The 25416-nt window shown below is 56.3% G+C and carries 30 protein-coding genes; 12 read left to right on the top strand and 18 right to left on the bottom strand.

Annotated elements, in window-relative coordinates:
- Positions 1-9 precede the first annotated feature (9 nt).
- The 13 genes from lpdA to mdh all read right to left on the bottom strand — a co-directional run bounded on the left by lpdA (position 10) and on the right by mdh (position 13208).
- On the bottom strand, positions 10-1398 hold the full coding sequence (gene lpdA / locus AC2FH8_RS06925; protein ID WP_496688997.1) for a dihydrolipoyl dehydrogenase: 1389 nt from the start codon (positions 1396-1398) through the stop codon (positions 10-12).
- A gap of 54 nt (positions 1399-1452) precedes the next feature.
- Positions 1453-1842 (bottom strand): hypothetical protein, encoded by a 390-nt coding sequence (locus tag AC2FH8_RS06920; protein WP_496688995.1) that lies wholly within the window; start codon positions 1840-1842, stop codon positions 1453-1455.
- A 9-nt stretch (positions 1843-1851) separates the two neighbouring features.
- Positions 1852-2121: a hypothetical protein gene (locus AC2FH8_RS06915; protein ID WP_496688993.1), complete on the bottom strand. Its 270-nt coding sequence runs from the start codon at positions 2119-2121 to the stop codon at positions 1852-1854.
- Between the two features lie 2 nt (positions 2122-2123).
- Positions 2124-3626 (bottom strand): 2-oxoglutarate dehydrogenase complex dihydrolipoyllysine-residue succinyltransferase, encoded by a 1503-nt coding sequence (gene odhB, locus AC2FH8_RS06910; RefSeq protein WP_496688991.1) that lies wholly within the window; start codon positions 3624-3626, stop codon positions 2124-2126.
- A 2-nt stretch (positions 3627-3628) separates the two neighbouring features.
- Positions 3629-6586, bottom strand: a complete 2958-nt coding sequence (locus AC2FH8_RS06905) for a 2-oxoglutarate dehydrogenase E1 component (protein WP_496688989.1) — start codon at positions 6584-6586, stop codon at positions 3629-3631.
- 37 nt (positions 6587-6623) lie between these two features.
- Positions 6624-7322 carry a sulfotransferase family 2 domain-containing protein gene (locus AC2FH8_RS06900; protein WP_496676596.1) on the bottom strand — a complete coding sequence of 233 codons (699 nt, stop codon included), beginning with the start codon at positions 7320-7322 and terminating at the stop codon, positions 6624-6626.
- A gap of 57 nt (positions 7323-7379) precedes the next feature.
- Positions 7380-7922, bottom strand: a complete 543-nt coding sequence (locus tag AC2FH8_RS06895) for a DUF805 domain-containing protein (protein WP_496689161.1) — start codon at positions 7920-7922, stop codon at positions 7380-7382.
- Between the two features lie 27 nt (positions 7923-7949).
- Positions 7950-8198 (bottom strand): hypothetical protein, encoded by a 249-nt coding sequence (locus tag AC2FH8_RS06890; RefSeq protein WP_142635470.1) that lies wholly within the window; start codon positions 8196-8198, stop codon positions 7950-7952.
- Positions 8199-8402: 204 nt separating this feature from the next.
- On the bottom strand, positions 8403-9284 hold the full coding sequence (sucD, locus tag AC2FH8_RS06885; RefSeq protein WP_109312903.1) for a succinate--CoA ligase subunit alpha: 882 nt from the start codon (positions 9282-9284) through the stop codon (positions 8403-8405).
- A gap of 81 nt (positions 9285-9365) precedes the next feature.
- Positions 9366-9914 carry a hypothetical protein gene (locus tag AC2FH8_RS06880; RefSeq protein WP_496688986.1) on the bottom strand — a complete coding sequence of 183 codons (549 nt, stop codon included), beginning with the start codon at positions 9912-9914 and terminating at the stop codon, positions 9366-9368.
- Positions 9915-9917: 3 nt separating this feature from the next.
- A complete protein-coding gene (gene sucC / locus AC2FH8_RS06875) occupies positions 9918-11111 on the bottom strand; it encodes an ADP-forming succinate--CoA ligase subunit beta (protein WP_496688984.1) in 1194 nt (397 codons plus the stop codon).
- A gap of 216 nt (positions 11112-11327) precedes the next feature.
- Positions 11328-12176, bottom strand: coding sequence for a putative nucleotide-diphospho-sugar transferase (locus AC2FH8_RS06870; RefSeq protein WP_496688982.1), 849 nt, complete (start codon positions 12174-12176; stop codon positions 11328-11330).
- A 69-nt stretch (positions 12177-12245) separates the two neighbouring features.
- The gene (mdh, locus tag AC2FH8_RS06865) at positions 12246-13208 is read right to left on the bottom strand and encodes a malate dehydrogenase (RefSeq protein WP_142635480.1); all 963 of its coding nucleotides are present in this window, start codon (positions 13206-13208) and stop codon (positions 12246-12248) included.
- 161 nt (positions 13209-13369) lie between these two features.
- Between mdh and AC2FH8_RS06860 the strand changes: the two genes are divergently transcribed.
- Positions 13370-14125: a sulfite exporter TauE/SafE family protein gene (locus AC2FH8_RS06860; protein ID WP_282027254.1), complete on the top strand. Its 756-nt coding sequence runs from the start codon at positions 13370-13372 to the stop codon at positions 14123-14125.
- Here the strand turns inward: AC2FH8_RS06860 and AC2FH8_RS06855 are convergent.
- Positions 14122-14421 carry a hypothetical protein gene (locus AC2FH8_RS06855; protein WP_271948426.1) on the bottom strand — a complete coding sequence of 100 codons (300 nt, stop codon included), beginning with the start codon at positions 14419-14421 and terminating at the stop codon, positions 14122-14124. The genes AC2FH8_RS06860 and AC2FH8_RS06855 overlap by 4 nt on opposite strands.
- Positions 14422-14592: 171 nt before the next feature.
- On the opposite strand from AC2FH8_RS06855, the gene AC2FH8_RS06850 reads away from it, so the two are divergent.
- The 8 genes from AC2FH8_RS06850 to sdhA all read left to right on the top strand — a co-directional run bounded on the left by AC2FH8_RS06850 (position 14593) and on the right by sdhA (position 20771).
- Complete coding sequence (locus tag AC2FH8_RS06850) at positions 14593-15450, top strand: HpcH/HpaI aldolase/citrate lyase family protein (RefSeq protein ID WP_496688979.1); 858 nt, start codon at positions 14593-14595, stop codon at positions 15448-15450.
- Between the two features lie 6 nt (positions 15451-15456).
- Positions 15457-16011, top strand: coding sequence for an NnrU family protein (locus AC2FH8_RS06845; protein ID WP_496688977.1), 555 nt, complete (start codon positions 15457-15459; stop codon positions 16009-16011).
- Positions 16012-16023: 12 nt separating this feature from the next.
- Positions 16024-16230, top strand: a complete 207-nt coding sequence (locus AC2FH8_RS06840; protein WP_142635490.1) for a DUF1737 domain-containing protein — start codon at positions 16024-16026, stop codon at positions 16228-16230.
- Positions 16230-17258, top strand: coding sequence for a MaoC family dehydratase (locus tag AC2FH8_RS06835; RefSeq protein WP_496688975.1), 1029 nt, complete (start codon positions 16230-16232; stop codon positions 17256-17258). Before AC2FH8_RS06840 ends, AC2FH8_RS06835 begins: the two co-directional genes overlap by 1 nt.
- A 50-nt stretch (positions 17259-17308) precedes the next feature.
- Positions 17309-17971 (top strand): DUF1194 domain-containing protein, encoded by a 663-nt coding sequence (locus tag AC2FH8_RS06830; protein WP_142635494.1) that lies wholly within the window; start codon positions 17309-17311, stop codon positions 17969-17971.
- Between the two features lie 199 nt (positions 17972-18170).
- Positions 18171-18554, top strand: a complete 384-nt coding sequence (sdhC, locus tag AC2FH8_RS06825; RefSeq protein WP_142635496.1) for a succinate dehydrogenase, cytochrome b556 subunit — start codon at positions 18171-18173, stop codon at positions 18552-18554.
- Between the two features lie 11 nt (positions 18555-18565).
- Positions 18566-18937, top strand: a complete 372-nt coding sequence (locus AC2FH8_RS06820; protein ID WP_142635498.1) for a succinate dehydrogenase, hydrophobic membrane anchor protein — start codon at positions 18566-18568, stop codon at positions 18935-18937.
- Positions 18938-18962: 25 nt separating this feature from the next.
- Positions 18963-20771: a succinate dehydrogenase flavoprotein subunit gene (sdhA, locus tag AC2FH8_RS06815; RefSeq protein WP_142635500.1), complete on the top strand. Its 1809-nt coding sequence runs from the start codon at positions 18963-18965 to the stop codon at positions 20769-20771.
- A gap of 78 nt (positions 20772-20849) precedes the next feature.
- Here sdhA and AC2FH8_RS06810 read toward each other — a convergent pair whose 3' ends face one another.
- Positions 20850-21716 carry an FkbM family methyltransferase gene (locus tag AC2FH8_RS06810; protein ID WP_496688973.1) on the bottom strand — a complete coding sequence of 289 codons (867 nt, stop codon included), beginning with the start codon at positions 21714-21716 and terminating at the stop codon, positions 20850-20852.
- On the bottom strand, positions 21709-22680 hold the full coding sequence (locus AC2FH8_RS06805; protein ID WP_496688971.1) for a glycosyltransferase family 4 protein: 972 nt from the start codon (positions 22678-22680) through the stop codon (positions 21709-21711). Before AC2FH8_RS06805 ends, AC2FH8_RS06810 begins: the two co-directional genes overlap by 8 nt.
- A gap of 254 nt (positions 22681-22934) precedes the next feature.
- On the opposite strand from AC2FH8_RS06805, the gene AC2FH8_RS06800 reads away from it, so the two are divergent.
- The 3 genes from AC2FH8_RS06800 (at position 22935) to AC2FH8_RS06790 (ending at position 24239) form a co-directional block, all read left to right on the top strand.
- Positions 22935-23714 (top strand): succinate dehydrogenase iron-sulfur subunit, encoded by a 780-nt coding sequence (locus tag AC2FH8_RS06800; RefSeq protein ID WP_281995214.1) that lies wholly within the window; start codon positions 22935-22937, stop codon positions 23712-23714.
- A 136-nt stretch (positions 23715-23850) separates the two neighbouring features.
- Positions 23851-23991, top strand: coding sequence for a hypothetical protein (locus AC2FH8_RS06795; protein ID WP_185956642.1), 141 nt, complete (start codon positions 23851-23853; stop codon positions 23989-23991).
- Positions 23992-24041: 50 nt separating this feature from the next.
- Complete coding sequence (locus tag AC2FH8_RS06790) at positions 24042-24239, top strand: hypothetical protein (RefSeq protein ID WP_142635508.1); 198 nt, start codon at positions 24042-24044, stop codon at positions 24237-24239.
- A 39-nt stretch (positions 24240-24278) separates the two neighbouring features.
- On the opposite strand, the gene deoD is transcribed toward AC2FH8_RS06790, so the two are convergent.
- Together deoD and AC2FH8_RS06780 are read right to left on the bottom strand one after the other, a co-directional pair.
- Positions 24279-24989: a purine-nucleoside phosphorylase gene (deoD, locus tag AC2FH8_RS06785; protein ID WP_281972538.1), complete on the bottom strand. Its 711-nt coding sequence runs from the start codon at positions 24987-24989 to the stop codon at positions 24279-24281.
- Positions 24990-25006: 17 nt separating this feature from the next.
- Positions 25007-25324 carry an H-NS histone family protein gene (locus AC2FH8_RS06780; RefSeq protein ID WP_281995213.1) on the bottom strand — a complete coding sequence of 106 codons (318 nt, stop codon included), beginning with the start codon at positions 25322-25324 and terminating at the stop codon, positions 25007-25009.
- Between the last annotated feature and the right edge of the window lie 92 nt (positions 25325-25416).

Below are 25416 nucleotides of genomic sequence, written 5' to 3'. Positions count from 1 at the left end.
GTCCTTTTTTTAGCTGTGAATTGGCCCGTCACCGCAGGCCAGGGCCGCCTCACGCACCGCTTCGGAATATGTCGGATGCGCGTGACAGGTCAGCGCCAGATCTTCGGCCGAGGCGCCGAATTCCATCGCCACGCAGACCTCGTGAATCAAATCACCCGCAGCCGGGCCAATGATATGCGCACCCAGAATGCGGTCGGTTTCCTTGTCTGCCAGAATCTTGACGAAACCATCCGAGGCAAAGTTCGCCTTGGCGCGGCCATTGCCCATGAACATGAACTTTCCGACCTTATAGGCACGGCCCTGTTCTTTGAGCGTCGCCTCGGTCTCTCCGACATTGGCGACCTCGGGCCAGGTGTAGATCACGCCCGGAATGACGCCATAGTTCACATGCCCATGCTTGCCCGCAACCTGTTCGGCGGCGGCCATGCCCTCGTCTTCGGCCTTATGCGCCAGCATCGGGCCTTCAGTCACGTCGCCGATGGCATAGACGCCCGGCACATTAGTCTGCCAATCGGCGCCTACCTTGATCTGACCGCGGGGTGTCATTTCAACACCCAAAGCGTCCAGCCCCAAACCATCCGAGAACGGTTTGCGCCCAGTAGCGACAAGGACGGTATCGGCGTCAATCACATGCTCGCTGTCATCCTTCAGCAGCTTATAAGTTACCTTGGCCTTGGTCTTGGTGGCTTCGGCCTTTTGCACCGCAGCACCCATGACAAAGTTCAGGCCCTGTTTCTTGAGGATGCGCTGGAAGGTTTTCTGAACCTCAGGGTCCATGCCCGGGGTGATTTCCTTGAGGAATTCGATAACTGTCACTTCGGCGCCCAGACGGCTGTAGACCGAGCCTAGTTCAAGTCCGATCACACCTGCGCCGATGACGACCATCTTTTTCGGAATCTTGCCCAGCGCCAGCGCGCCGGTTGAGGTCACGACGACATTTTCATCCACTTCGACACCAGGCAGCGCGGAAGGCTCGGACCCGGACGCGATGATGATGTTCTTGGCTTCATGCACCTCGTCACCCACCTTGACCTGCCCAGCGGCCGGGATCGAACCCCAGCCTTTCAGCCAGTCGATCTTGTTCTTCTTGAACAGGAATTCGATGCCCTTGGTGTTGCCGTCAATGACTTCGTCCTTATAGGCCTGCATCTGCTTCCAATCGACCGAAGGGCTTTTGCCCTTGAGGCCCATCTTGGCAAAGTTATGCTCGGCCTCGTGCAGCTGATGGCTGGCATGCAACAGCGCCTTGGACGGAATGCAGCCCACGTTGAGGCAGGTGCCGCCCAGCGTCTCACGCCCTTCGACCACGGCGGTTTTCAACCCCAGCTGCGCGCAGCGGATGGCGCAGACATAGCCGCCGGGGCCTGCTCCGATTACGATGACGTCATAGTTTGCCATGGGTTTTCCTTTTTAACATTTCCTCTCTGATCGAGAGTTTTTGGATTTGCATATTCAAAGAGACTGCGCCCCACAGAGGAGAACAGCTACACCAGCTGTGAAGAATCCGAGTGATATCAAAGCCAAAACTGCGTTTGTCCAGATGATACGCTTGTTCCAGAACTTGGAGTAGCTTGTCTCGGGCGCTGACGCAGTGGCCGAGTAAGAAACCAACAGCGCCAACAAAATCGAAGCTATTCCTACCAGAAAACTCAGCATTGCCAGTTTGATTGCACCTAGTGACAAGTAGACCGCAGTCTGAGCAGATGCATTTCCAATAAATGTCATCAAAGCCAGTATGCTACCTGCGTTCAATAGGATCATCGTTCGAACATAGGCAAGCCCAAGAACATTTGACTGTTCAAGGCGCGATACTTCTCCAGCTTCGTTTCTCACGTTGGTCATTTGCGAACTCTAAACCGGCTCCAGCAGCTTGATCGTGATATGGGCAATGCCGCCCCGTTCGTGATGCATCGCCAGTTCCTCGGACCCGAAAAAAGCCCTCGCCTTGTCCAGGTTCGTAACTTCGAACATGGCGATGGCATGATCGCGCTGGTCCGGGTCGCGCCAGACGTGGAGGTCGCGGATACCCGCAGCCTTGCGCATCGGCTTGTCCTCGCGAAACACCTTCAGCCAGACATCGAAATCGGCAACGTCAGCCTGCCAGAGTACATGAGTTGCCATGGTTACAGATCCATCAGCAGGCGGCGTGGGTCTTCCAGTGCCTCTTTCACGCGCACTAGGAAGGTCACAGCACCTTTGCCGTCCACGATCCGGTGGTCATAGGACAGAGCCAGATACATCATCGGGCGGATCTTGACCTCACCGTTGATGGCCATCGGACGGTCCTGAATCTTGTGCATACCAAGAATACCCGACTGCGGCGGGTTCAGAATCGGCGAGGACATCAGCGAGCCATAGACGCCGCCGTTCGAAATGGTGAAGGTGCCGCCCTGCATCTCTTCCATGCTCAGCTTGCCGTCACGGGCGCGCCTGCCCTTTTCGGCGATTGCCTTTTCGATCGCGGCAAATGACATCGAATCTGCATCACGGATGACCGGAACAACAAGACCGGTCGGCGTGCCTGCGGCGACACCCATATGCACAAAGTTCTTATAGACAATGTCGGTGCCATCAATCTCGGCATTCACTTCGGGCACTTCTTTCAGTGCATGACAGCAGGCCTTGGTGAAGAAGGACATAAAGCCCAGACGGACGCCGTGCTTCTTCTCGAACTGGTCTTTGTACTGGTTGCGCAGGGCCATCACCTCGGTCATGTCCACCTCATTATAGGTGGTCAGCATGGCGGCGGTGTTCTGGCTGTCTTTCAGGCGTTTGGCGATGGTCTGGCGCAGGCGTGTCATACGCACACGTTCCTCGCGGCTGGCATCCTGTGCGGCTACGGGTGCGCGTGGTGCCTGGGTCGCAGGTGCGGGTGCCGCGACAGCGGGCGCTGGGGCCGCGACTGCCTTGGCCACATCTTCCTTCATGATACGTCCGTCGCGTCCGGTTCCCGTGACCTGATCGGCGGACAGGCCAGCCTGGGCCATGGCTTTCTCAGCCGAAGGCGCGTTGGCTATGTCTTTGCCACCACCATCGCTGCTGCCCGCTGCAGGTGCTGCCGCTGCCGGAGCGGCTACTGCCCCTGCTGCTGAACCCGAGATCACCGCCAGCTTGGCTGCGGCGTCTACAGTTGCGCCTTCAGGGGCAACGATTTCTGCTAGAACACCCGCCGCAGGAGCGGGAACCTCGACCGAGACCTTGTCGGTTTCCAGCTCACACAGCATCTCGTCCTGTGCGACGCTGTCACCGACCTGTTTGAACCAGGTCGAGACCGTCGCTTCGGTCACGGATTCGCCCAGCGTGGGCACCATCACATCAACGCTGCCGCCCGAGGCTGCCGGTGCTGCGGCAGGCGCAGGTGCGGCGGCTGGGGCCGGGGCGGCGCCTTCTCCGGCGACGATTGTCGCCAGCAGGGCATCAACACCAACGGTTTCGCCTTCGGCGGCGACAACCTCACCCATCACGCCAGCGGCGGGCGAGGGGACCTCGACCGTGACCTTGTCGGTTTCAAGCTCGCACAGCATTTCATCGACCGCGACTGCATCACCGGGTTTCTTGAACCAGGTGGCGACGGTGGCTTCGGTAACGGATTCGCCCAGCGTGGGAACACGAACTTCAATGGACATCATTACTTTCCTTCAATGCTCAGCGCTTCGTTCACCAGCGCTTCTTGTTGGGCTTTATGTTGGCTGGCCAGACCTGTCGCAGGTGAGGCCGAGGTGGCGCGGCCGACATAGACCGGGCGGGTATGTTTGGCGCCGATCCGGGTCAGGACCCATTCGATATTGGGTTCGATAAAGGACCATGCACCCTGGTTCTTGGGCTCTTCCTGACACCAGATGATTTCGGCTCCTTTGAACCGTTCCAGTTCATTGATCAGCGAATGCGCGGGGAACGGATAGTACTGTTCGATCCGCATCAGATAGACATCGTCGATGCCGCGCGCGTCACGCTCTTCCAGCAGGTCGAAATAGACCTTGCCGGAACACATCACGACCCGCTTGATTTTGTCATCCTTGACCAGGGTTGTGTCCGAGTTACCCTTTTGCGCGTCGTCCCACAGCACCCGGTGGAAGCTGGAGCCGGTGGTGAAATCCTCGGCCGTGCTGATCGCCAGCTTGTGGCGCAGCAGAGATTTCGGTGTCACCAGGATCAGAGGCTTGCGGAAGGTTCTGTGCAGCTGACGGCGCAGGATGTGGAAGTAGTTCGCAGGCGTCGTGCAGTTGGCTACGATCCAGTTGTCCTGACCACACATCTGCAGAAAGCGTTCCAGACGCGAGGACGAGTGTTCAGGCCCTTGCCCTTCGAACCCGTGCGGCAGCAGGGTCACCAGACCGGACATGCGCAGCCATTTGCTTTCGCCCGAGCTGATGAACTGATCGAACATGATCTGCGCACCGTTGGCGAAATCGCCGAACTGCGCCTCCCACAGGGTCAGAGCGTTGGGTTCAGCCAGGGAAAAGCCGTATTCAAAGCCCAGAACCGCGTATTCCGACAGCATCGAGTCGATCACCTCATATTGTGATTGACCAGCCCGGATGTTGTTCAGTGGATAGTACCGCTCTTCAGTTTCCTGATTGATAAAGCCGGAATGGCGCTGGCTGAACGTACCGCGCGTCGCGTCCTGTCCCGACAGGCGAACTGGATAGCCTTCGGTCAGCAATGATCCAAAGGCAAGCGCCTCACCCGTGGCCCAGTCAAAGCCTTTGCCGGTTTCGAACATTTGCTTTTTGTGGTCCAGCAGGCGGCCGACAGTTTTATGGAGTGCAAATCCCTCGGGGGCCCGGGTTAGCGATGCGCCAACCTCGGCCAGGGTTTCTGGTGCAATCGCAGTATCGCCGCGAACATATTCGTCTTTGTTCTTATCCAGATGCGCCCAACGCCCGTCCAGCCAGTCGGCCTTGTTGGGCTTATAGTCTTTGCCGGCTTCGAACTCATCATTCAGATGGGCCTGGAAGGCGGCTTTCATATCTTCGATCTCGCCTTCGGGGATCAACCCGTCCTTGACCAGCCGTTCCGTGTATAGTGACAGCGTGGTCTTATGGGTCTTGATCTTCTTGTACATGATCGGGTTGGTGAACATGGGCTCGTCGCCCTCGTTATGCCCGAACCGGCGATAGCAGAATATATCCAGAACCACGTCCTTGTGGAACTTCTGGCGAAACTCGGTCGCAACCTTGGCTGCGTGTACCACCGCCTCGGGGTCGTCGCCATTCACGTGGAAGATCGGGGCTTCAACCATCAGTGCGATATCCGTGGGATAAGGGCTGGAGCGCGAGAAATGCGGTGCGGTTGTAAAGCCGATCTGGTTGTTCACCACGATATGCATGGTGCCGCCGGTCCTGTGACCGCGCAGGCCGGACAGGCCGAATCCTTCGGCAACGACACCCTGACCGGCAAAGGCCGCATCGCCATGCAGTAGAATGGCCATGACTCTGGTCCGGTCGGTGTCGTTCAACTGATCCTGCTTGGCGCGGACCTTGCCCAGAACAACAGGGTTCACCGCCTCAAGGTGGCTTGGGTTAGCGGTCAATGACAGGTGTACGCTGTTGCCGTCAAATTCGCGGTCGCTTGAGGCGCCTAGGTGGTATTTTACATCGCCCGAGCCATCCACGTCCTCAGGCTTGAAGCTGCCCCCCTGGAATTCGTTAAAGATGGCGCGGTATGGCTTGGCCATTACATTCGCTAGAATGTTCAGACGTCCGCGGTGTGGCATGCCGATGACAATATCGCTTAGGCCTAGGGCCCCGCCGCGTTTGATGATCTGTTCCATCGCGGGGATCAGTGCTTCGCCGCCGTCCAGACCAAAGCGCTTGGTGCCCATGTATTTCACGTGCAGGAACTTTTCGAACCCTTCGGCCTCGACCATCTTGTTCAGGATGGCCTTGCGGCCCTCTTTGGTGAACGCGATTTCCTTGCCATAGCCTTCGATCCGTTCCTTCAGCCAGGCAGCCTCTTCCGGGTTCGAAATATGCATGTATTGCAGCGCGAAGGTGCCGCAATAGGTGCGTTTCACGATCTCGACGATCTGGCGCATGCTGGCCATCTGCAGGCCCAGCACGTTGTCGATAAAGATCGGGCGATCCATATCGGCATCGGTAAACCCATAAGTCTTGGGGTCCAATTCCGGATGCGTGCTGGCAGCCCGCATGCCCAAAGGGTCCAGATCGGCGGCCAGATGACCCCGAATACGATAGGCCCGGATCAGCATCAGCGCCCGCAGACTGTCCAAAACTGCGCGTTTAATCTGGTCTTCGCTGACGGCAACACCTTTGTCGGCGGCTTTTTCCTTGATCTTCTTGCCCGCCGCCTTGGCGTCGATCTCGGCCCATTCGCCAGTCAACGCACCGGTCAGATCATCCGTCGGCATCGGCGGCCAGTCGGACCGCGCCCACGAAGGTCCCTCGGCCTCGCGCTGGACATCAGGCGAGGCGTCGCCCATGGCCTTGAAGAACTCGGCCCAGGCGGCATCCACCGCGCCGGGGTTCTTGGTATACTGGGCGTAGAGCTGCTCCAGATATTCGGCATTATGCCCCTGCATAAAGCTTGAGGCGTGGAAGGCAGAGTTGGGCGAATGTTCGGTCATTGTAGGACCTCAAATGCGATTTCGGATTTGGTAGGATTTAGTTTTGCGGATCTTCGGGGTAGTTTCCGGCCTCGAATACCCAGGCCATTCTTCGTCGAACGATGTCTATCGTATCTGCGTCGAAATAATCGGGCACTGGAATGCCTTTTCGTCGTTCGGCCATCGACTTTTCGTGCGGCAATTCAAAGCTGTCTTCCGGCAGCCCAAAGGAGCGATAAATCTCTTTCAGATCTGACTGCAGGTTTTCCTTGCGGACGAACTTGTCCACGATCAGCTTGTTGTTGATCGAGACTATCTCCCAGTTATTGCCCCAGGCCTTTGACCGGATGAACTCTTTGAACTGAGCAATTTCGGTCTGCGGGTCTTCCGAGGGCAATCCTTGCTGATGTTTCCGAAAGTGGTAGTCGGATACAGCACGATCGAAAGGATTCCGCACATTGGCGATCTTTGTATAGGAATCAAAGGTCTTTGCCCCAAGATTGGCTCGAACCTGTTTCGCAGGCATATGGTTGCGCCATGCGTATTTGCGCCAGAACTGCCATTTCGGCCGGACCAAACCTGCAGTTTTCCCACGAGCACCGACAATACCGTATTTCGATACGCGGATTTGCCCATTTTCAAGCCGCGGAAGACCGGGTTCTTCGCATAAAGGCTGAAGCGCTATCTCGGTAGAGGTTCCCGCAGTCTTCGTCGTCTTGAGATAGATGAATTTGTGCTCATGGCAAACCAAAACCATGTCAGATGGCCTTTCTGGCCACAGGGGCCGCTTGTAGAGAGTTTACGCTCAGCAGGTTCATTGAGGGACCTCTGAAGGATTGGGACCGTATTGGTTGGTGCCTGGCTGGCTGGGGCGGGTCAGCCACCATAGGACCAGGAGGGGCGACACAAACAGAACGATAAATGTCGGAATGACGATCAGCAGCGTGGCGCGGGTGAACAGGATGTCCAGATTGCCGCCATGCTGGAAATGCGAGGCGAGGCCGATGCCAAAGACCAGTACGGCCCCGGCGCCAAAGAACAGCAGGATTGGCAGCAGCGCATACAGCCCGCTGCGCCCGGTATCATGCATCCGCCGCCATGCGACGGCCAGATGCGGGAAGAAGACGATCAGGCTGACGATGCTTTGCACAGGCTGCGAGGACGTGACGGAAACAGATTTGGAGGTTTCTGTTTCGCTCACGGCGACCTGTGTGAAAAACTGCGCATCGATGATCCCGGCGATGATGCTCCAGATCACGATGAACAGGAAAAAGAACCAGTATTCAGGCCGCGAGGCTCTCCCTGAGAAGGTGAAGAACTTGGCGAAACAGGTGCGGATGGCGTCAGAGAAGGTCATGGTTGTTGTTTGGCTCATGCCTTGCCCCTAATTTTGGACCGGGCAGTCGAAAACTGACTGGCGGCGTTCAAATAGCAGAAGTGAGCTGCCGACCGAAGTATCGGAAACAAGTCTAGCGGATCCTTCAAATTGCGAGCACCAAAAATCGGCAGCTGCTTGCAACTCTTCATCGTCGACACGAATGCTCAAATAAGTAAATGAGATGCGGTCATCGCCCAATGTTTTTGTCGAGCCACCTGTGACGCCAGGAATGGCGCGAACGATGAATTGATCCATCGGTGCTTCACTAGATGCGTCGGCGCTGGCTAGGTTACCTAAGCAGGCGACCGCTACAACGAGTCCTGCCCAGCGGCATCGCCGGGCAGCGTCCGTCCACCCCGTTTTGCCGAAGGCAAACCAAAGAATTGACGGGCAGGTGCTTCGCACCCACCCGCAGTTGGGCGCCGCCCTCAGCTCATATGGGCAACAGGGAGTCACAGCTCACCCAATCGCTTCCAGCACAGCCTCACCCAGCTGTGCGGGGCTTTCGGCCACGACGATACCGGCCGAGCGCATGGCTTCGATCTTGTCCTCGGCTCCGCCTTTGCCACCGGCGACAATCGCGCCCGCGTGACCCATGCGGCGGCCCGGAGGGGCTGTGCGGCCAGCGATGAAACCCGCCGTGGGTTTGGAACGGCCCTTCTTGGCCTCATCCGCCAGGAACTGCGCGGCTTCTTCTTCGGCGGAACCACCGATTTCACCGATCATAATGATCGAATGGGTTTCGTCATCGGCCAGGAACCATTCCAGCACGTCGATATGCTCGGTGCCTTTGATCGGGTCGCCGCCGATGCCCACACAGGTGGACTGGCCCAGACCCACATCAGTGGTCTGCTTGACGGCCTCATAGGTCAGGGTGCCCGAACGCGACACAACGCCGACCGAGCCGCGCTTGTGGATGTGGCCGGGCATGATGCCGATTTTGCAGGCGTCAGGCGTGATCACACCGGGGCAGTTCGGACCGATCAGGCGCGAGCTAGAGCCTTCCAGAGCGCGCTTCACCTTCATCATGTCCAGAACCGGGATGCCTTCGGTGATGCAGACGATCACTTCCATCTCGGCATCAATCGCTTCGAGGATCGAGTCCGCCGCGAAGGGCGGCGGCACATAGATCACGCTGGCATTGGCCTCTGTCACATGCTTGGCCTCGTGGACCGAGTTGAACACGGGCAGGTCAAGATGGGTCATCCCGCCTTTGCCGGGGGTCACGCCGCCGACCATCTTGGTGCCATAAGCGATGGCCTGTTCAGAGTGGAATGTGCCCTGCGAGCCGGTAAAGCCCTGACAGATCACTTTGGTATTTTCGTCGATGAGGACTGCCATTTGGCGTTCTCCTTATGTATGCGAATGAGATCGCTGAAATCCGTTTCAAAAGGCAAAGACTGCAATGCCTCTTTGTTGGCCCTAGTCGTAGATGTAAGCCGCAACCTCCTCTCGAGGTACGGGTTTGGATATCAGAACGATATGCCGAAACTGGCCACTTTTTTCTTTGGCTTCGTAGACCATCACGCTGCCGTTTTTGAGCTGATAAGCGTAATTAAACCGACCGCTTGGGAAGCGATCTTTTGGGGCTCCACCCGTGCGTCGGCTTGCTGCGTCTAGGAACAATCCGCCGACTTCTTCACTATTATTGGCGCCCAAGAAAGCGACGGCGCATGCCGCTTTGCCGTCCTCTTGGAACACAGTGGCGGTCATGAATTTTTCACCGGGTGCTATGTAAGCAGTATTTTCGCCTCGCTTAACTGAGCTTGTCAAACCACGTTTTTCTACAACCTTTATGAACCCGTCGAAGTTGGGTAGCGTCTTCAAACAAGCCTCCGAAAACAATTGAACGGGCTGGTTCGTTTCGGCTTCGCTGAATGAGACGGCGGCGATTTTTTCTGCAGAAGGTGCGCCACAAGCTGTCAGAGTCGCGACACACGCCAATAAGGCTGCTTTGTTAGTAATCTTCACAGCTTAACCCTTAACCGCCTTCACGATCTTCTCGGCACCGTCTTTCAGGTTGTCCGCTGCGATCACGTCCAGGCCAGAGGTGTTGATGATCTCTTTGCCTTTCTCGACATTGGTGCCCTCCAGACGCACGACCAGCGGAACTTGCAGGCCGACCTCTTTCACCGCGGCCACAACGCCCTCAGCAATCACGTCACAGCGCATGATGCCGCCGAAGATGTTGACCAGAATGCCTTTGACCTGCGGGTCCGAGGTGATGATCTTGAACGCTTCGGTGACTTTCTCTTTGGTGGCGCCGCCGCCGACGTCGAGGAAGTTGGCAGGTTCGGCCCCATAGAGCTTGATAATGTCCATCGTCGCCATGGCCAGACCGGCACCGTTGACCATGCAGCCGATCTCACCATCCAGCGCGATGTAGTTCAGGTCGTATTTGCTGGCTTCCAGTTCCTTGGGGTCTTCCTCGGTCGTGTCGCGCAGTTCTGAAATATCCGGGTGGCGGTACATCGCGTTGCCGTCAAAACTGACCTTGGCGTCCAGCACCTTGAGGTCGCCGCTGTCGGAGACGATCAGCGGGTTGATCTCCAGCATTTCCATGTCCTTCTCGACGAAGGCGGCATAGAGCTGGCTCATCAGCTTAACGCATTGTTTGACCTGTGCGCCCTGCAGACCCAGTGAGAATGCGATGCGGCGGCCGTGATAGGCCTGATAACCGGTGGCTGGGTCAACCGAGAAGGACAAGATTTTCTCAGGCGTGGCTGCGGCCACCTCTTCGATATCCATGCCGCCTTCGGTCGAGCAGACGAATGAGATGCGGCTGGTCTGGCGGTCTACCAACAGGGCCAGGTACAGTTCGCGTTCGATGCCGGAACCGGCCTCGATATAGATGCGGTTGACCTGTTTGCCCGCAGGACCAGTCTGATGCGTGACCAGTGTGCGGCCTAGCATCTTTTTGGCTTCCTCGGCGGCCTCTTCAACCGACTTGGTCAGACGGACACCGCCTTTTTCCCCGGCATCGGATTCTTTGAAAGACCCCTTTCCGCGTCCGCCCGCGTGGATCTGCGCTTTGACGACCCAAAGAGGTCCGTCCAACTCACCGGCTGCGGTTTTAGCTTCCTCGGCGCGCAGGACCGCGCGACCGTCGGAAACCGGGGCGCCATAGCTGCGAAGAAGCGCTTTGGCCTGATATTCGTGAATGTTCATCGAAACTGTCCCGTCTGACTACGATTGACCGATATAGGCGTGTCTAAGGGGTAAGTTTAAAGGCTTTTTTGATGTTGAGTAGGTTTTTCACGAAGATTTTCATTATTTGTGATCACAGCATTTCAGGGTGTGATCACAAAACTTGAGTCGGTATTGAGCGTTGATTCGTCGGGAAATTCACCCAATAGAATATGACGTTTTCAAGCTAGCGCTAACCTATCCGCGTCTGAGGCGGACGATACCCTTTTTCACAGACATCACCAGTTTGCGCAGTTTGCCCAACAAGCCTTTGTCGACCAGTGGTCGGACTTTTTTCGACGCGCCGGGCGTGAGCTGTACGTCGGCTTCGATAAGGCTGTTGATATGACGTTCGAGATCGGGCCCTACCAAACCGGCGACAGTTCTAGCGCTGTCCAGCCGCTTGTCATGACGGCTGTGAAATTTGTAGTGATGCAGCAGGCGCGGGGCGCTGTGCAGAAATCCGAACATCTCGGCCTGACGGTAATCGAGGAAATTATACTCGGGTGGCAGAACTGCCAGTCGCAACGCGCTGGCAAACAGCTTTTCGCGGATCAGCGCCTGATCTGAGGTCAGGTTTTCCGAGATGATAGTCTCTTGTACATCTCGCAGGAAATCCAGCACTGCGTCCGAAGTGCGAATTCCAACCAGCCCGCCATTGAGATGGGGAAATGCGTTGGGCAGCGGAGTTTTCCAAACACGTTGCGCATGGGCCGAGTTGCGCAAAGGGTCATGGACCATCGCGATATCAAACTGCTCCAGGACGGTGAAGATATCCGACATATCTGCCAGACAGCGCACATCGGCATCCAAATAGACCGTCTTTTCGAACCGGGACCGCACAAGGCTTTCGAACTTGGGTCGGAACCAGCTTTTGTCCAGCATGTGGATTTGGTCAAACACTTCTGTGCCCGGGATGTTTTCGAGGTCGGTGAACAGGTCGACCGGTACATCCGGCATCGCTGCCTTTAACGACTGCGCCGCGGCCACCGCTGTTTCGATGTAATCCTTACCGCTGGCGGCAATGACAAATCCCTGAGACGACATGGCAATCTTCCAAAAAATGACCCGGCCCACCGTAGGTGAGCCGGGTTCTGTTTAACCGTATAAGACGGATCAGGCCAGAGAGCTGTCGATGCCTTTGCATGCTTCGATCAAGCCCTTCACGGCGTTGACCGAGTTGTCGAAACCGGCCTGCTCTTCTTCGTTGAGCTTGATGTTGACGATACGCTCGATACCGCCTGCGCCGATCACGGTGGGTACGCCGACATACATGCCTTCGACACCCAGTTCACCGTCACAATAAGCGGCGCAGGGCAGGACGCGTTTCTGGTCTTTCAGATAGGCTTCGGCCATTTCGATTGCCGATGTGGCAGGCGCATAGAAAGCCGAACCTGTTTTCAGCAGGCCAACGATTTCAGCCCCGCCGTCCCGGGTACGCTGTACGATTGCGTCCAGTTTCTCTTGTGTGGTCCAGCCCATCTCGACCAGATCGGGAAGCGGGATGCCCGCAACGGTAGAATAACGAACCGAAGGAACCATGGTGTCGCCGTGGCCACCCAGAACAAAGGCAGTGACGTCGCGCATGGACACGTTGAATTCTTCCGACAGGAAGTGGGCAAAACGGCCCGAGTCCAGAACGCCCGCCATGCCGCAGACCTTGTTGTGCGGCATGCCCGAGAATTCACGTAGGGCCCAGACCATCGCGTCCAGCGGGTTGGTGATGCAGATGACAAAAGCATCGGGCGCGTTGGCGGCGATGCCTTCACCAACCGACTTCATGACTTTCAGGTTGATGCCCAGCAGGTCATCACGGCTCATGCCTGGCTTGCGTGGGACACCTGCGGTGACGATGCAAACGTCGGCGCCTGCAATGTCCTCATAGGACTGGGTGCCTTTCAGCTTGGCGTCGAACCCTTCGGAAGGGCCGGATTCTGCGATATCCAGCGCCTTGCCTTCCGGAGTGCCCTCGGCGATGTCGAACAGCACGACGTCACCGAGTTCCTTCATTGCTGCGAGGTGGGCGAGCGTGCCGCCGATCTGACCTGCGCCGATCAGCGCGATCTTGGGTCTGGCCATTTGGAAAATCTCCGGTCGGTATTGAAATCGCGGTTTTGCTAGTCCTAAAACCGGCGCTGCGCAAGCCTTCTGCGGCGCGGCATGCCACCGCATACCGTTTGCATGTCTCCTGCCGATTGCGCTAAACCGCCTGTGACTCATGCATATTTACGGGACGCCGCATGTTCGAGATGGACCTGATGTTTTTTGCCGTGGCGATCCCTGCTGTGATCTTCGCCGGCATCTCGAAGGGTGGGTTCGGCTCGGGGGTGGCGTTTGCCGCATCATCGATTCTGGCACTGATCCTGACACCGGGACAGGCGCTTGCACTGATGTTGCCGATTCTGATGGTAATCGACGTCGCTACGCTGGGCCCCTATTGGAAACGCTGGAGCTGGCCGGATTCACGCCTGCTGATCGTGGGGGCAGTACCCGGTGTGGCAGTGGGCGCCTGGCTGTATCGCGCCACGAATGACGACCTTCTGCGCCTGCTGATCGGAGGAATTTCAGTGGGGTTCGTGATCTGGCATGTGGCCCAGAGAAAGGGCTGGATCCGCGGCTTTGCCAATCGCCTGCCGCCATTTGCGGGAATTCTTGCGGGGTTGGTCTCCGGGTTCACCAGCTTTGTCAGTCATGCGGGCGGCCCGCCCGCCGCCGTCTATCTGATCTCGCAGCGTCTGTCGAAAACCGAGTTTCAGGCGAGCACTGTGCTGGTCTTCTGGGTTATCAATGTCGCTAAATTCATTCCGTATGCCTATCTGGGTCTGTTCACATGGCACACTGCGCTGGCCGACTTGTTGCTGGCTCCATTTGCCGTGCTTGGTGCATGGCTGGGTGTGCGCGCGCATTTCATGATATCCGAACGCCTGTTCTTTGGTATTGCCTACGTTTTGCTGATGCTGACCGGAACAAAACTGATCTGGGAGGCCCTGAGCTAGACATTGGGCGGCAGTGCTTCGGCCATATCTTCGTAGGACTGGCCCGAAGCCACAAGGCAGGTCATTCCATCCGGTAATGTCACCGTAATAGTCCAGCTTCCGCTTTGATCAGAGGCAAAGACTTCCATCACCGCACCTTGTCGGGCGATGCCAATGCTCTTACGCGTTTCGCCATAAGTCTCGGCCAGTCGAGTTATGACCTCGTCGCGGGGGGCGCAGCTTTGAGCCTGCACCTGCTGGGCGGCCAGAACCATGATACCCAGCCCCATTGTCATATTGAACAGCGTCTTGCTCATCGGTGAACCCTTTTGATTACGATCTGCCAAGACGGTGACCGGTGCAGACCGAAATACGGTTAAAGGAACGCGCGTTGCGTCGTTAATGCTGCGGTGCGGCAAGTTTGCGCTTGAACTTTCCTACAGAAAATGCCCCATTCTGCGCAACATTATTTCAAGAGGCCGAAGCCAATGGACTCCCGTCAGCGACCCTACCGTTCCGTATTGTACATTCCCGGTTCCAAAGACCGGGCGTTGGACAAGGCCCGCAACCTGCCTGTTGATGCGGTTATTTTTGACCTCGAAGATGCGGTCGCGGCGGAGGAAAAAAACAACGCGCGCGAAACGCTGGGGGCTGCCTTGGCTGCTGGCGGTTATGGGGCGCGGGTCAAGATCGTACGAATCAATGGCCTAGATACCGAATGGGGCCGGGCCGATGCCCTAGCCGTGCGGGACATGGACGTGGATGTGGTTCTGCTGCCCAAAGTGAATTCTGCCGCAGATGTGGATGCGTTGGCCGCAATAACCGGTGAGCTGCCGATATGGGCCATGATGGAGACGCCGCGCGGGATGCTGAACGCCGCCGAAATTGCCGCGCATCCGCAGATGGCGGGCTTCGTCATGGGCACCAACGATCTGGCTAAGGAATTGCAGACACGGTTCCGCCCAGACCGCCTGCCGTTGCAGACGTCGCTGGGCCTGTGCCTGTTAGCCGCGAAGGCCGAGGGGCTGATCATCGTAGATGGCGTCTATAACGCCTTCAAGGACAGCGAAGGCCTGGCGGCCGAATGCGCGCAGGGCCGCGATATGGGCTTTGACGGCAAGACCCTTATCCATCCCGCACAGGTCGATGTCACCAACGACGCCTTCGCCCCATCGGATGAGGAAATCGATCTGGCCCGCCGCCAGATCACCGCCTTTGAAGAGACCGAAGCACAAGGGCAGGGCGTCGCGGTCGTCGATGGCAAGATCGTGGAAAACCTGCACGTTGCAACCGCCCGTGAAACTCTGGCAAAAGCAGAGGCGATTTCAGCTTTGCAAGCGGGGTAAGCCAGCATGGGCTTTGTTCTTCTGATTCTTGGTGTGGCGCTCTGGTGGGCCGCACATCTGTTCAAACGCGTGATGCCGGACCAGCGCGCGGCGATGGGCAAAGGCGGTGCGGGCGCGGTGGCGCTGGCGCTGCTGGCGTCAATCCTGTTGATGATCTTCGGTTATCGCATGACCGATTTCATCCCAATATGGTCGCCGCCGACCTTTCTGATCCACGTCAACAACCTGCTGGTGCTGATCGCTATCTATATGATGAGCCCCGCAGGCCAAAAGGGTCGTCTGCTGAACAAGCTGCGTCACCCGATGCTGGGCGGCATGAAGCTCTGGGCCTTTGCGCATTTGCTGGTCAATGGTGATCTGGCCTCAATCGTCCTGTTCGGCGGCTTGCTGGCCTGGGCGGTGGTCGAAGTGATCGTGATCAACAAATCCGAGCCGGACTGGACACCGGGCGAGCCGGGCACTTACGGCAAGGATGCGATGTTCTTTGTCGCGTCGATCGTTCTGCTGGGCATTATCGGCTATATTCACGGGTTGGTCGGCCCGTCGCCGTTTGGTTCATAAAGGTTTGACAACATGGCAACACTCTATCGTCTGCTGACCGAGGAAGACACCGCAGCCTTCTGTCACAAAGTGTCGGACGCGCTGGCAAAAGGGTGGGAGCTGTATGGCGACCCGTCCTATGCCTTTGACACTGCAAACAACGTGATGCGTTGTGCGCAGGCCGTGACCAAAGAGGTTGCGACCGACTATTCCCCTGAAATGAAACTGGGACAGCAATAATGGCAAAAACCAATCCGGGCCGTTTCTTCGAGGATTATTCTGTAGGGCAAGTGCTGCACCACGCGGTGCCTCGCACCGTGACCGATGGCGAACGGGCGTTGTATCATGCGCTCTATCCGGCGCGTCATGCTCTGTATTCCTCGGATGAGTTCGCCCGGAATTGTGGCCTGCCGCAAAGCCCGATCGATGATCTGGCGGCGTTTCACGTGGTGTTTGGCAAGACTGTCCCTGATGTATCGCTGAATGCAGTGGCCAATCTGGGCTATGCTGAGGGGCGTTGGTTGAAGCCGGTTTATCCCGGCGATACGCTGCGGTCGGAATCCGAAGTGATTGGGGTCAAGCAGAACTCGAACGGAAAAACCGGTGTTGTGTGGGTGCGAACCCGTGGCCTGAACCAGCGCGATGAGGTGGTTATTGAGTATGTCCGCTGGGTGATGGTGCGCAAATCGAACCCTGACGCGCCCGCCCCGGACACGGTGGTGCCCGAGTTGAAACAGGCGCTGGAGCCTCAGGATCTGGTAGTGCCACAAGGGCTGAACTTTTCCTCCTATGAATTTGTTCAGGCCGGTGAGGCGCATCGGTGGGGCGATTACGCGATTGGTGAAAAGATTGATCATGTGGACGGCGTCACCGTGGAAGAAGCCGAGCATATGCTGGCCACGCGGCTTTGGCAGAACACTGCCAAGGTTCATTTCGATCTGACCTTCCGCCCCGAAGGCCGTCTTATCTATGGCGGGTACGTGATCTCGATGGCGCGGACCCTGTCGTTCAATGGATTGGCAAATGCGCAGATGATCGTCGGGTTGAACGGTGGCGCCCATGCCAACCCTTGCTTCTCAGGCGATACCATTAAGGCCTGGTCTGAGGTGCTGGACAAAGCCGAAACTGGCATCCCCGGCGTTGGGGCGGTCCGGTTGCGGCTGGTCGCCACGAAGGGTGGAGAGCCATTCGAGTTGAAAAATGACGATGGCCGATATCTGCCCAACGTTCTGTTGGACCTCGACTACTGGGCTTTGATGCCAGTCTGACCCCACATTCATTTGAACGCAGCCTGCAATATTCGTGCTAGGCTGCAACCATGTCTCTGCTTCGCTCTTTCGTCGCCTGTTTCTTTCTGGCCCCGACCGCCGAGGCGTGTGATCTTGCTTTGGCTCTGGCCGTTGATGTCTCGGGATCGGTGGATTCGAACGAATACCGCATACAAATGGACGGCCTGGCCGCTGGATTGCGTGACCCCATCGTCTCCGAGGCGCTGGTGCGCGGGAATGCGCGGTTGATGCTGGTCCAATGGACCGGAGCCTCTCGTCAGAAGGTGACGATCCCCTGGACACATATGGATAGCTTTGAAGCCATAGATAGCTTCGCCAGACAGGTGGCTGCGGATGCCAGAGTCTGGCGCAATTTTTCGACTGCAATCGGTGAGGCGCTTGAGACCACAATGTCCAGTTTCAGCGAGGTAACCGAATGCAAACGGCACCTGATTGATATTTCGGGTGATGGGGTTTCCAACGAAGGGGTTGAACCGTCCGAGATTCACGATGTGTTGCGTGGAAAAGGTGTCACGGTAAATGCCATCGCCATCGAGGAAAGCGAACCCGACTTGACGGCCTATTTCTTTGAGAACGTCATTGTAGGTGAGGGAGCGTTTGTCGTTTCGGCGGCCGGGTTCGAGGATTATCCGGCCCGCATCCGAAAGAAACTGTTGCGGGAAGTGACCCAGCAAACGGCCGGTCTGAAATAAGTGTGGCAGGGATTCGGAGCTGCAGGCGCTAACATCTGTTTCGTCTGATTTGATTTGTGATCACAAGAATATTTTGTGTGATCACTTTATCGCTTAATCTGTCATTTTGCGCGAATTCTGAGCTTTTTTGCAGCTGCAGCACGTGACAGTGTCGCAAAAACCAGTAAAACCTTCGGAAGCCAACAGAAAAGGAGCCGCCATGAGCGATGTAAATCGGGGCAACCGCCCGCTCTCACCGCATATCCGCATCTACCGCCCACAGATGACGTCTCTGTCGTCGATCATGGTTCGGATGACTGGATTGGCCGTGTTCGCAATCGCAGCACTTGTGGTGTGGTGGCTGTTGGCGGCGGCAACCTCTGAGGCGGCCTTTGCAGGCATAGACGGGTTTCTGCGCAGCTGGTTCGGTGATCTTGTCATGACCGGAGCGGCCTGGGGTTTGTGGTACCACACATTGGGCCGGTTGCGTCATGTCTTTTGGGATTTCGGCTACTGCCTGGATGTCGATCTATCTGAAAAGCTGGGATGGGGCATGTTCGTTGGTGCCACGATCCTGACCATCATCACCGTTCTTGTGGTTTAAGGAGACGTTCGATGCGATACCTGACTGACCGTAAACGCGCCGAGGGTCTGGGAGCGGGCAAATCCGGAACCCAAACACATTGGAACACAATGGTCCGGGCCATGATCCTGACTGTTCTGATTCCTCTCTTCATCTTCACATTTGGTGCCGGTCTGGGCGGAACCTACGAAGAGGTTCTGGCTTATTTCAGTCGCCCCTTCCCGGCGATCGTATGCGCGCTGACACTGATCGTTGCCCTGTTGCAGCTGATGTACGAAGCGCAGGAGGCCATCGAAGACTATATCCATGGTGTCGCCGAAAAAGTGACGCTGGTTGCGATGTGGGCGTTTGGCTACACGCTGATGGTTGCGGGGCTGTTCGCCCTGGTGAAACTCGCCCTGTGATGATGCGCGGTAAGGAATAAGAACAATGACAGCAGCATATGAATACGAAACCCACGAATACGACGTCGTTGTCGTAGGCGCAGGTGGTGCAGGTCTTCGCGCAACGCTGGGTATGGCGGAACAGGGTCTGCGTACGGCATGCGTGACCAAGGTGTTCCCGACCCGCTCACACACGGTTGCCGCGCAGGGCGGCATCGCGGCGTCGCTGTCGAATATGGGTCCTGACCACTGGCAGTGGCATATGTACGACACGGTCAAGGGCTCGGACTGGCTGGGCGACACCGACGCGATGGAATACCTCGCACGTGAGGCACCCAAGGCGGTCTATGAGCTAGAGCATTACGGTGTGCCCTTCAGCCGGACCGAGGAAGGCAAGATTTATCAGCGTCCCTTTGGCGGCCACACCACCGAATTTGGTGAAGGCCCCGCGGTTCAGCGGACCTGTGCCGCTGCTGACCGGACCGGCCACGCAATCCTGCACACGCTCTATGGTCAGTCGTTGAAAAACAATGCTGAGTTCTACATCGAATATTTCGCCATCGACCTGATCATGTCCGACGACGGACAGTGTCAGGGTGTCGTCTGCTGGAAGCTGGACGATGGCACCATGCATGTCTTCAACGCCAAGATGGTGGTGCTGGCGACCGGCGGCTATGGCCGGGCGTATTTCAGCGCCACTTCGGCCCATACCTGCACCGGTGACGGTGGCGGTATGGTGGCCCGCGCGGGTCTGGCGCTGCAGGATATGGAGTTCGTTCAATTTCACCCGACCGGCATCTACGGCTCGGGCTGTCTGATCACCGAAGGGGCGCGGGGTGAGGGCGGGTACCTGACCAATTCCGAAGGCGAACGGTTCATGGAGCGCTATGCGCCTCAGTACAAAGACCTGGCACCGCGCGACTATGTCTCGCGCTCAATGACTATGGAAATCCGCGAAGGGCGCGGTGTGGGTGCAGAGGGCGACCACATCCACCTGAACCTTAGCCACTTGCCTGCCGAGGCTTTGGCCGAGCGTCTGCCGGGTATTTCCGAAAGCGCCAAGATCTTTGCCGGTGTGGACGTGACCAAAGAGCCGATCCCGGTTCTGCCGACCGTGCACTACAACATGGGCGGTATCCCGACCAACTATTGGGGTGAGGTTCTGAACCCTACCGCCAAGGACCCAACCGCCGTGGTCCCGGGCCTGATGGCTGTGGGTGAGGCTGGCTGCGCCTCGGTCCATGGGGCGAACCGTTTGGGCTCAAACTCGCTGATCGATCTGGTGGTCTTTGGCCGCGCGGCGGCGATCCGGGCCGGCAAGGTTGTGGATGCCGATAGCGCCAACCCGGTTCTGAACCAGGGGTCGGTCGACAAAGCCTTTGATCGCTTTGACACCGTCCGTAACGCCAGCGGAGCGATCCCGACCGCCGATCTGCGGCTTGAGATGCAAAAGACCATGCAGGCTGACGCGGCCGTATTCCGCACCGCCAAAACCATGGCCGAAGGTGTTGAAAAGATGACGGCGATTGCCGCCAAGATGGACGACCTGAAAGTCACCGACCGCTCGTTGGTCTGGAACAGCGATCTGATGGAAACGCTGGAACTGACCAACCTGATGCCAAGTGCGCTGGCCACCATCGTCGGTGCCGAAGCGCGTAAGGAAAGCCGTGGTGCCCATGCGCATGAGGATTTCAGCGAACGCGACGACAAAAACTGGCGCGTTCACACGGTGTCCCGCGTGGATGGTAATAAAGTGAACCTCAGCTATCGCCCGGTGATCGTCGATCCGCTGAGCACCGAAGCAGAAGGCGGAATCAGTCTGAAGAAAATCGCGCCCAAGGCGCGGACTTTCTGATGTGATTGGGCAGTCCGCGACCAACCACCGGACTGCTCAAATTCTATGGGTCAGTAATATCTGTACTTAGCCAATCGGCTATGGCGAGATGAATGTTTCAATGTACTGATTCACATCGGCTTCAGAGATTTCCTGACGCTGTGCCAATATGTCGAGAATTTTCAGGCTGACATCTGTGAACCCAAAAACACCTTCGGTTAGAATTGCCAGTCGCTTTAGCATCTGGCTGTTCAGCTCTGCAGGATCAGACAAGTCCCTGAGATAGATAATGTCCCCGTCCAGCATTTGTGTCGATTCAAAGTCCGAAAGAACTCCCGACCATTTCGATATGACCAGCCTGTTCTCGATATGCGCAAAACTATGGGGCAAAAACCCCAATTTTCTGAGAAATCTGTCAACCTCGCCAAAACCTGGCTGATTCTCGTACAATGGAAAAAACGATACTTCGGTCTGTATGGCGGCGACATTTTTCAGCGTGTTTTCCGCCGAGGTAAACACCGAAAGTTCGGCGCCCTGAATGTCAATTTTCAGAAAATCCACTGGACCCAAACCTGCGATATCATCCAGCCGCTGCGTCTGCATCTCCATACTGCCAATTTGCCTTGCAGCATTTCGTAGGCCGCGTAGGTAAAAAAGAGTTTTTCCCCTTATTTTCAGCAAGGATGTCAAACCCGAGCCCTTGTAGATATTCAACAAGGCCGGTTTGCCGTCTCCGACTGCAAAGTTGAAATACTCTTCATTTGCACCTTTATTGCGGACGACCTCTTTCATCGTATTTTCCTGAGGTTCGAAACCGACGACATTGCAATATTTGTTCTTAAGTAGGTCACGGTAAGGGGCGTCATGGCGCATTGGATTGGCGCCAATATCGGCAATGCGTACAATACTGGTCAAATCCAGAAGATCGTACAAAGCAGAAATGCGGGCGCTGAAAAGATTATCCATTTCTTAGAACCGTAAGCGCTTCGGCCAACTTGCGGCTGATCCGCTCTGGCGCGCATTCCTGAGCGAATTCGAAGCACGCCCTACGTTTTTCAGCGAGTTCTGAATCGGACATTTCCATCACCTTCATCATCATGCGGATCAGTCCTCGAGGGTTTTGTACCGGATACAGTAGATCATGACAGGATTCCGGGGTCGTCTGCCGGTGGGGTTCAATGTCCGGGGCGACAACTGGCAAGCCAAAGGTCATGGCAAGCATTGCGGTTCCAGAGGTGAAGGTTTGTGTAGATGGCAAAACATAGGCGTGAGCTTGGGAAAAAACACTCGGAATAGCCTCATCTTCTACGCGTTCGCCTATCACGGTTACGTTTGAAATGGCGTCCAGCCGTCGTACCAATCGCCGACTGGGCCGAAAGACTCGGCCTACCACTGACATATGAAAGTCGAAACCCCTGTTGGTTAGCTTCCGGATGGCGAAATGAAGCCGGTCCAACTCGCGGTTTCCGCGCATCGCGCCAAAGGTCAAAAAGTGAGTCTGATCGCGTGGTTGCATCAGGCGCGCAAGCGTGATTTCAGCGCTTTCATAAACGCCTAGATAGCTTGGGTGAGGGATCAGGCAAATCTTATTCGGTTCCGCGTCATATTGGGCGATCATATGTTGTCGCGCATTTGGGGTATGGACATGGATCATATCGACCAGCTCTGCCAACTTGCGTCGCGCCGCGTGAAATCCATCGTTGCCCTCACGCGCTGAATGCGCGGCGCGATTGTGAATGGTCCAGATGACGCGACCACCGTTTGATTTATACAGCTCAAGTCCCGACACGGCATCTTGAAACAGGGCGTTGTTCGCGGGATCTTCACCATCCTTGATCGGAAACAGCCTGTCATCCCATTGGATATGCAGGATTCCGTGTTCGGTCTGAAATTCTGGTTTCGCAATCTCTGCAAAGTTCAGCTGTTTCATTGCAGCTAGAGAAAACTCTGGCTCGCATGCGCTGTACATCATGTTTTGATAGGGGTTTTTGGTGCCGTAGGGAATATTCAATACTCGTGTCTGCATACGGCACTCAGCTTTTGCTTTCTCGGGTGCAGACTCCATGCACATAAGCTCAATGTAAAGGTGAAATCACCCATCTTTATTGACTGTTTTCAAGGCTAAATGGTTGGCTTTCGCACTTGCAGCGTGTATCTATACACGGGAATTTAGCGAGGTCGGAAATGGTACAACTCACCCTGCCAAAAAATTCTCGGATTACCACCGGAAAGACATGGCCCAAGCCAGAGGGCGCGACGAATGTGCGCAAGTTCCAGATCTATCGCTGGAATCCTGACGACGGTCAAAATCCCCGGGTGGATACCTATTTCGTCGATATGGACAGCTGCGGTCCGATGATTTTGGATGCGCTGATCAAGATCAAGAATGAGATCGACCCAACCTTGACCTTCCGCCGGTCTTGTCGCGAGGGCATTTGTGGGTCCTGTGCGATGAATATCGACGGGATCAACACGCTGGCCTGCATCTATGGCATGGATGAGATCAAGGGCGATGTGAAAATCTATCCTTTGCCCCATATGCCTGTGGTCAAGGACCTGATTCCGGACCTGACCCATTTCTATGCCCAGCACGCCAGCATCATGCCCTGGCTAGAAACCAAGACCAACCGGCCGGCGAAAGAGTGGAAGCAATCCATTGAAGACCGCAAAAAGCTGGATGGTCTTTATGAATGCGTGATGTGCGCCAGCTGCTCGACCTCGTGCCCAAGTTATTGGTGGAATGGCGATCGCTATCTTGGCCCGGCGGCTCTGCTGCATGCATATCGTTGGATCATTGACAGCCGAGATGAGGCAACTGGTGAGCGCCTGGATGAGTTGGAAGATCCGTTCAAGCTGTATCGTTGCCACACGATCATGAACTGCGCCAAAACCTGCCCGAAGGGTCTGAACCCTGCAAAGGCAATCGCCGAGATCAAAATGATGATGGTCGAACGCACGGTGTGAGGCGGGCTTGATCCATGTGCCTGCTGTGTTGCGGCAGGTGCAATTCCCATTTGCAAGAATATGTGGTGTGAACGCCTGCAGCCTGTCCTATGTTTGGCTCAGGGAGGAGTGATTATGTCACAATGGGATCACTCCGATGAGAACCAAAACCAACTCCGCTGATGCCGCCGAAGCCCTGGAATTGCTGGAACAGGCATGGGCCTATTATACGCCAGAAACGGTAATCCCCACTTCAGAGCGGATGCCAGAGCTGTTCGAATACGCAAATGCTGCCTGATCTGCGATTGCAGGGCTTGAAAACAACCGACTGATCAGCAAAGCAGGAGAATGCCTGTTTTTCTTCTGCTTCTTGCCGCCGCCGTATTCGCCTATTTTCTGTGGCGCGCCCGTACTTCGTCACTGACGCGTGAATGCCGTTGGCGCCAGCACCGAAAAGAAGGGCAATGGGTCTGTTCGTTTTGCGGTGCTCAGACCGATGGGGCGGAAAGCCCCAAGCAGTGTTTAAAGGGATCGACCGGTGGATAGCCGATGCGGGACAGGGTCGACCCTGCCCCAACCCGTTTTCTAAGCCTTTGGAAACGCCGCCTGAAGTGCGATCTCAACCATGTCGCCAAAGCTGCTTTCACGTTCGGACGATGGCAGAGCTTCTCCTGTCAGCAAGTGGTCGGAAACGGTCAGCACGGCAAGGGCCCGGCACTTGTGGCGCGCGGCCAGGATGTAAAGTTCGGCGGCTTCCATTTCGACGCCCAGAATGCCGTGACGCACCATCTGTTCGTTCAGATCGGGACGTTCATCGTAGAACACATCCGAGGAATAAATCCCGCCAACATGAGTTGGTGTTCCTTTGTTTGCCGCAGCCTCAAAGGCGGCCTGCAACAGGCTCCAATCCGCGCAAGGTGCAAAGTTGAGCTCTTTCATGATCCCCCGAGACGGCGTGCTGAGCGTGGTCGAAGTCATCGCCAAAATGACATCACGAATGTTCACACTGTCCTGCATCCCGCCACATGACCCAATACGGATCAAAGTTCTGGCGCCAAAATCGCGGATCAATTCATTCACGTAAATTGACAGCGAGGGCATTCCCATACCGCTGCCTTGAATCGTGACCGGATTACCTTTCCAGGTTCCGGTGAAGCCCAACATGCCACGCACGTCATTCACCAGTTTGGCGTTATCCAGAAAAGTTTCTGCCGCCCATTTTGCCCGGTAAGGATCACCGGGTAAAAGAACTGTTTCAGCGATTTCGCCTTTTTCAGCGCCTATATGAATCGTCATTTCGTTATCAATTCCATTCAGATTTCCATATCCGAAATATCCGCTCCGGCTTTCAAAGCTTCGTGTACCCAATGCGGCTTGCGACCGCGCCCCGACCAGGTTTGATCGTGGTTGGATGGATTTCGGTATTTTGCTTTTGTTTTCGAAATCTTAAGAGATTTCGAGGACCCATCAGAAAGTTCGGAAAGGGAAAACCCAAATTCCGCTGCGGCTTTCTGAGCAGCTTTCAAAGCCTCTTTCCTATCACGTCTTTCGGCTGCTTTCAGCGCCACATCTACATTGGCACGCAATTCCAACAGTTCATTGCGCGTCATCTTTTCGAGATTCATTCCCATTTACATTCCCCTGATGTTACCGAATTACAATGTCCCCGAAGAGTCACCGTAGTTCTAAAAGCATCCATTATCTATCCCTTTTGAGAAGGCGA

Source organism: Ruegeria sp. CDSC025 (genome assembly GCF_059610805.1).
Note: the sequence above shows the minus strand (reverse complement) of the source record. Positions and strands in the feature narration are given on the sequence as shown.

What these genes read in the sequence shown, in the direction of transcription:
- lpdA (WP_496688997.1), bottom strand. Translation starts at nt 1,398, where the DNA reads ATGGCAAACTATGACGTCATCGTAATCGGAGCAGGCCCCGGCGGCTAT.
- AC2FH8_RS06920 (WP_496688995.1), bottom strand. Translation starts at nt 1,842, where the DNA reads ATGACCAACGTGAGAAACGAAGCTGGAGAAGTATCGCGCCTTGAACAG.
- AC2FH8_RS06915 (WP_496688993.1), bottom strand. Translation starts at nt 2,121, where the DNA reads ATGGCAACTCATGTACTCTGGCAGGCTGACGTTGCCGATTTCGATGTC.
- odhB (WP_496688991.1), bottom strand. Translation starts at nt 3,626, where the DNA reads ATGTCCATTGAAGTTCGTGTTCCCACGCTGGGCGAATCCGTTACCGAA.
- AC2FH8_RS06905 (WP_496688989.1), bottom strand. Translation starts at nt 6,586, where the DNA reads ATGACCGAACATTCGCCCAACTCTGCCTTCCACGCCTCAAGCTTTATG.
- AC2FH8_RS06900 (WP_496676596.1), bottom strand. Translation starts at nt 7,322, where the DNA reads ATGGTTTTGGTTTGCCATGAGCACAAATTCATCTATCTCAAGACGACG.
- AC2FH8_RS06895 (WP_496689161.1), bottom strand. Translation starts at nt 7,922, where the DNA reads ATGACCTTCTCTGACGCCATCCGCACCTGTTTCGCCAAGTTCTTCACC.
- AC2FH8_RS06890 (WP_142635470.1), bottom strand. Translation starts at nt 8,198, where the DNA reads ATGGATCAATTCATCGTTCGCGCCATTCCTGGCGTCACAGGTGGCTCG.
- sucD (WP_109312903.1), bottom strand. Translation starts at nt 9,284, where the DNA reads ATGGCAGTCCTCATCGACGAAAATACCAAAGTGATCTGTCAGGGCTTT.
- sucC (WP_496688984.1), bottom strand. Translation starts at nt 11,111, where the DNA reads ATGAACATTCACGAATATCAGGCCAAAGCGCTTCTTCGCAGCTATGGC.
- AC2FH8_RS06870 (WP_496688982.1), bottom strand. Translation starts at nt 12,176, where the DNA reads ATGTCGTCTCAGGGATTTGTCATTGCCGCCAGCGGTAAGGATTACATC.
- mdh (WP_142635480.1), bottom strand. Translation starts at nt 13,208, where the DNA reads ATGGCCAGACCCAAGATCGCGCTGATCGGCGCAGGTCAGATCGGCGGC.
- AC2FH8_RS06860 (WP_282027254.1), top strand. Translation starts at nt 13,370, where the DNA reads ATGTTCGAGATGGACCTGATGTTTTTTGCCGTGGCGATCCCTGCTGTG.
- AC2FH8_RS06855 (WP_271948426.1), bottom strand. Translation starts at nt 14,421, where the DNA reads ATGAGCAAGACGCTGTTCAATATGACAATGGGGCTGGGTATCATGGTT.
- AC2FH8_RS06850 (WP_496688979.1), top strand. Translation starts at nt 14,593, where the DNA reads ATGGACTCCCGTCAGCGACCCTACCGTTCCGTATTGTACATTCCCGGT.
- AC2FH8_RS06845 (WP_496688977.1), top strand. Translation starts at nt 15,457, where the DNA reads ATGGGCTTTGTTCTTCTGATTCTTGGTGTGGCGCTCTGGTGGGCCGCA.
- AC2FH8_RS06840 (WP_142635490.1), top strand. Translation starts at nt 16,024, where the DNA reads ATGGCAACACTCTATCGTCTGCTGACCGAGGAAGACACCGCAGCCTTC.
- AC2FH8_RS06835 (WP_496688975.1), top strand. Translation starts at nt 16,230, where the DNA reads ATGGCAAAAACCAATCCGGGCCGTTTCTTCGAGGATTATTCTGTAGGG.
- AC2FH8_RS06830 (WP_142635494.1), top strand. Translation starts at nt 17,309, where the DNA reads ATGTCTCTGCTTCGCTCTTTCGTCGCCTGTTTCTTTCTGGCCCCGACC.
- sdhC (WP_142635496.1), top strand. Translation starts at nt 18,171, where the DNA reads ATGAGCGATGTAAATCGGGGCAACCGCCCGCTCTCACCGCATATCCGC.
- AC2FH8_RS06820 (WP_142635498.1), top strand. Translation starts at nt 18,566, where the DNA reads ATGCGATACCTGACTGACCGTAAACGCGCCGAGGGTCTGGGAGCGGGC.
- sdhA (WP_142635500.1), top strand. Translation starts at nt 18,963, where the DNA reads ATGACAGCAGCATATGAATACGAAACCCACGAATACGACGTCGTTGTC.
- AC2FH8_RS06810 (WP_496688973.1), bottom strand. Translation starts at nt 21,716, where the DNA reads ATGGATAATCTTTTCAGCGCCCGCATTTCTGCTTTGTACGATCTTCTG.
- AC2FH8_RS06805 (WP_496688971.1), bottom strand. Translation starts at nt 22,680, where the DNA reads ATGAAACAGCTGAACTTTGCAGAGATTGCGAAACCAGAATTTCAGACC.
- AC2FH8_RS06800 (WP_281995214.1), top strand. Translation starts at nt 22,935, where the DNA reads ATGGTACAACTCACCCTGCCAAAAAATTCTCGGATTACCACCGGAAAG.
- AC2FH8_RS06795 (WP_185956642.1), top strand. Translation starts at nt 23,851, where the DNA reads ATGAGAACCAAAACCAACTCCGCTGATGCCGCCGAAGCCCTGGAATTG.
- AC2FH8_RS06790 (WP_142635508.1), top strand. Translation starts at nt 24,042, where the DNA reads ATGCCTGTTTTTCTTCTGCTTCTTGCCGCCGCCGTATTCGCCTATTTT.
- deoD (WP_281972538.1), bottom strand. Translation starts at nt 24,989, where the DNA reads ATGACGATTCATATAGGCGCTGAAAAAGGCGAAATCGCTGAAACAGTT.
- AC2FH8_RS06780 (WP_281995213.1), bottom strand. Translation starts at nt 25,324, where the DNA reads ATGGGAATGAATCTCGAAAAGATGACGCGCAATGAACTGTTGGAATTG.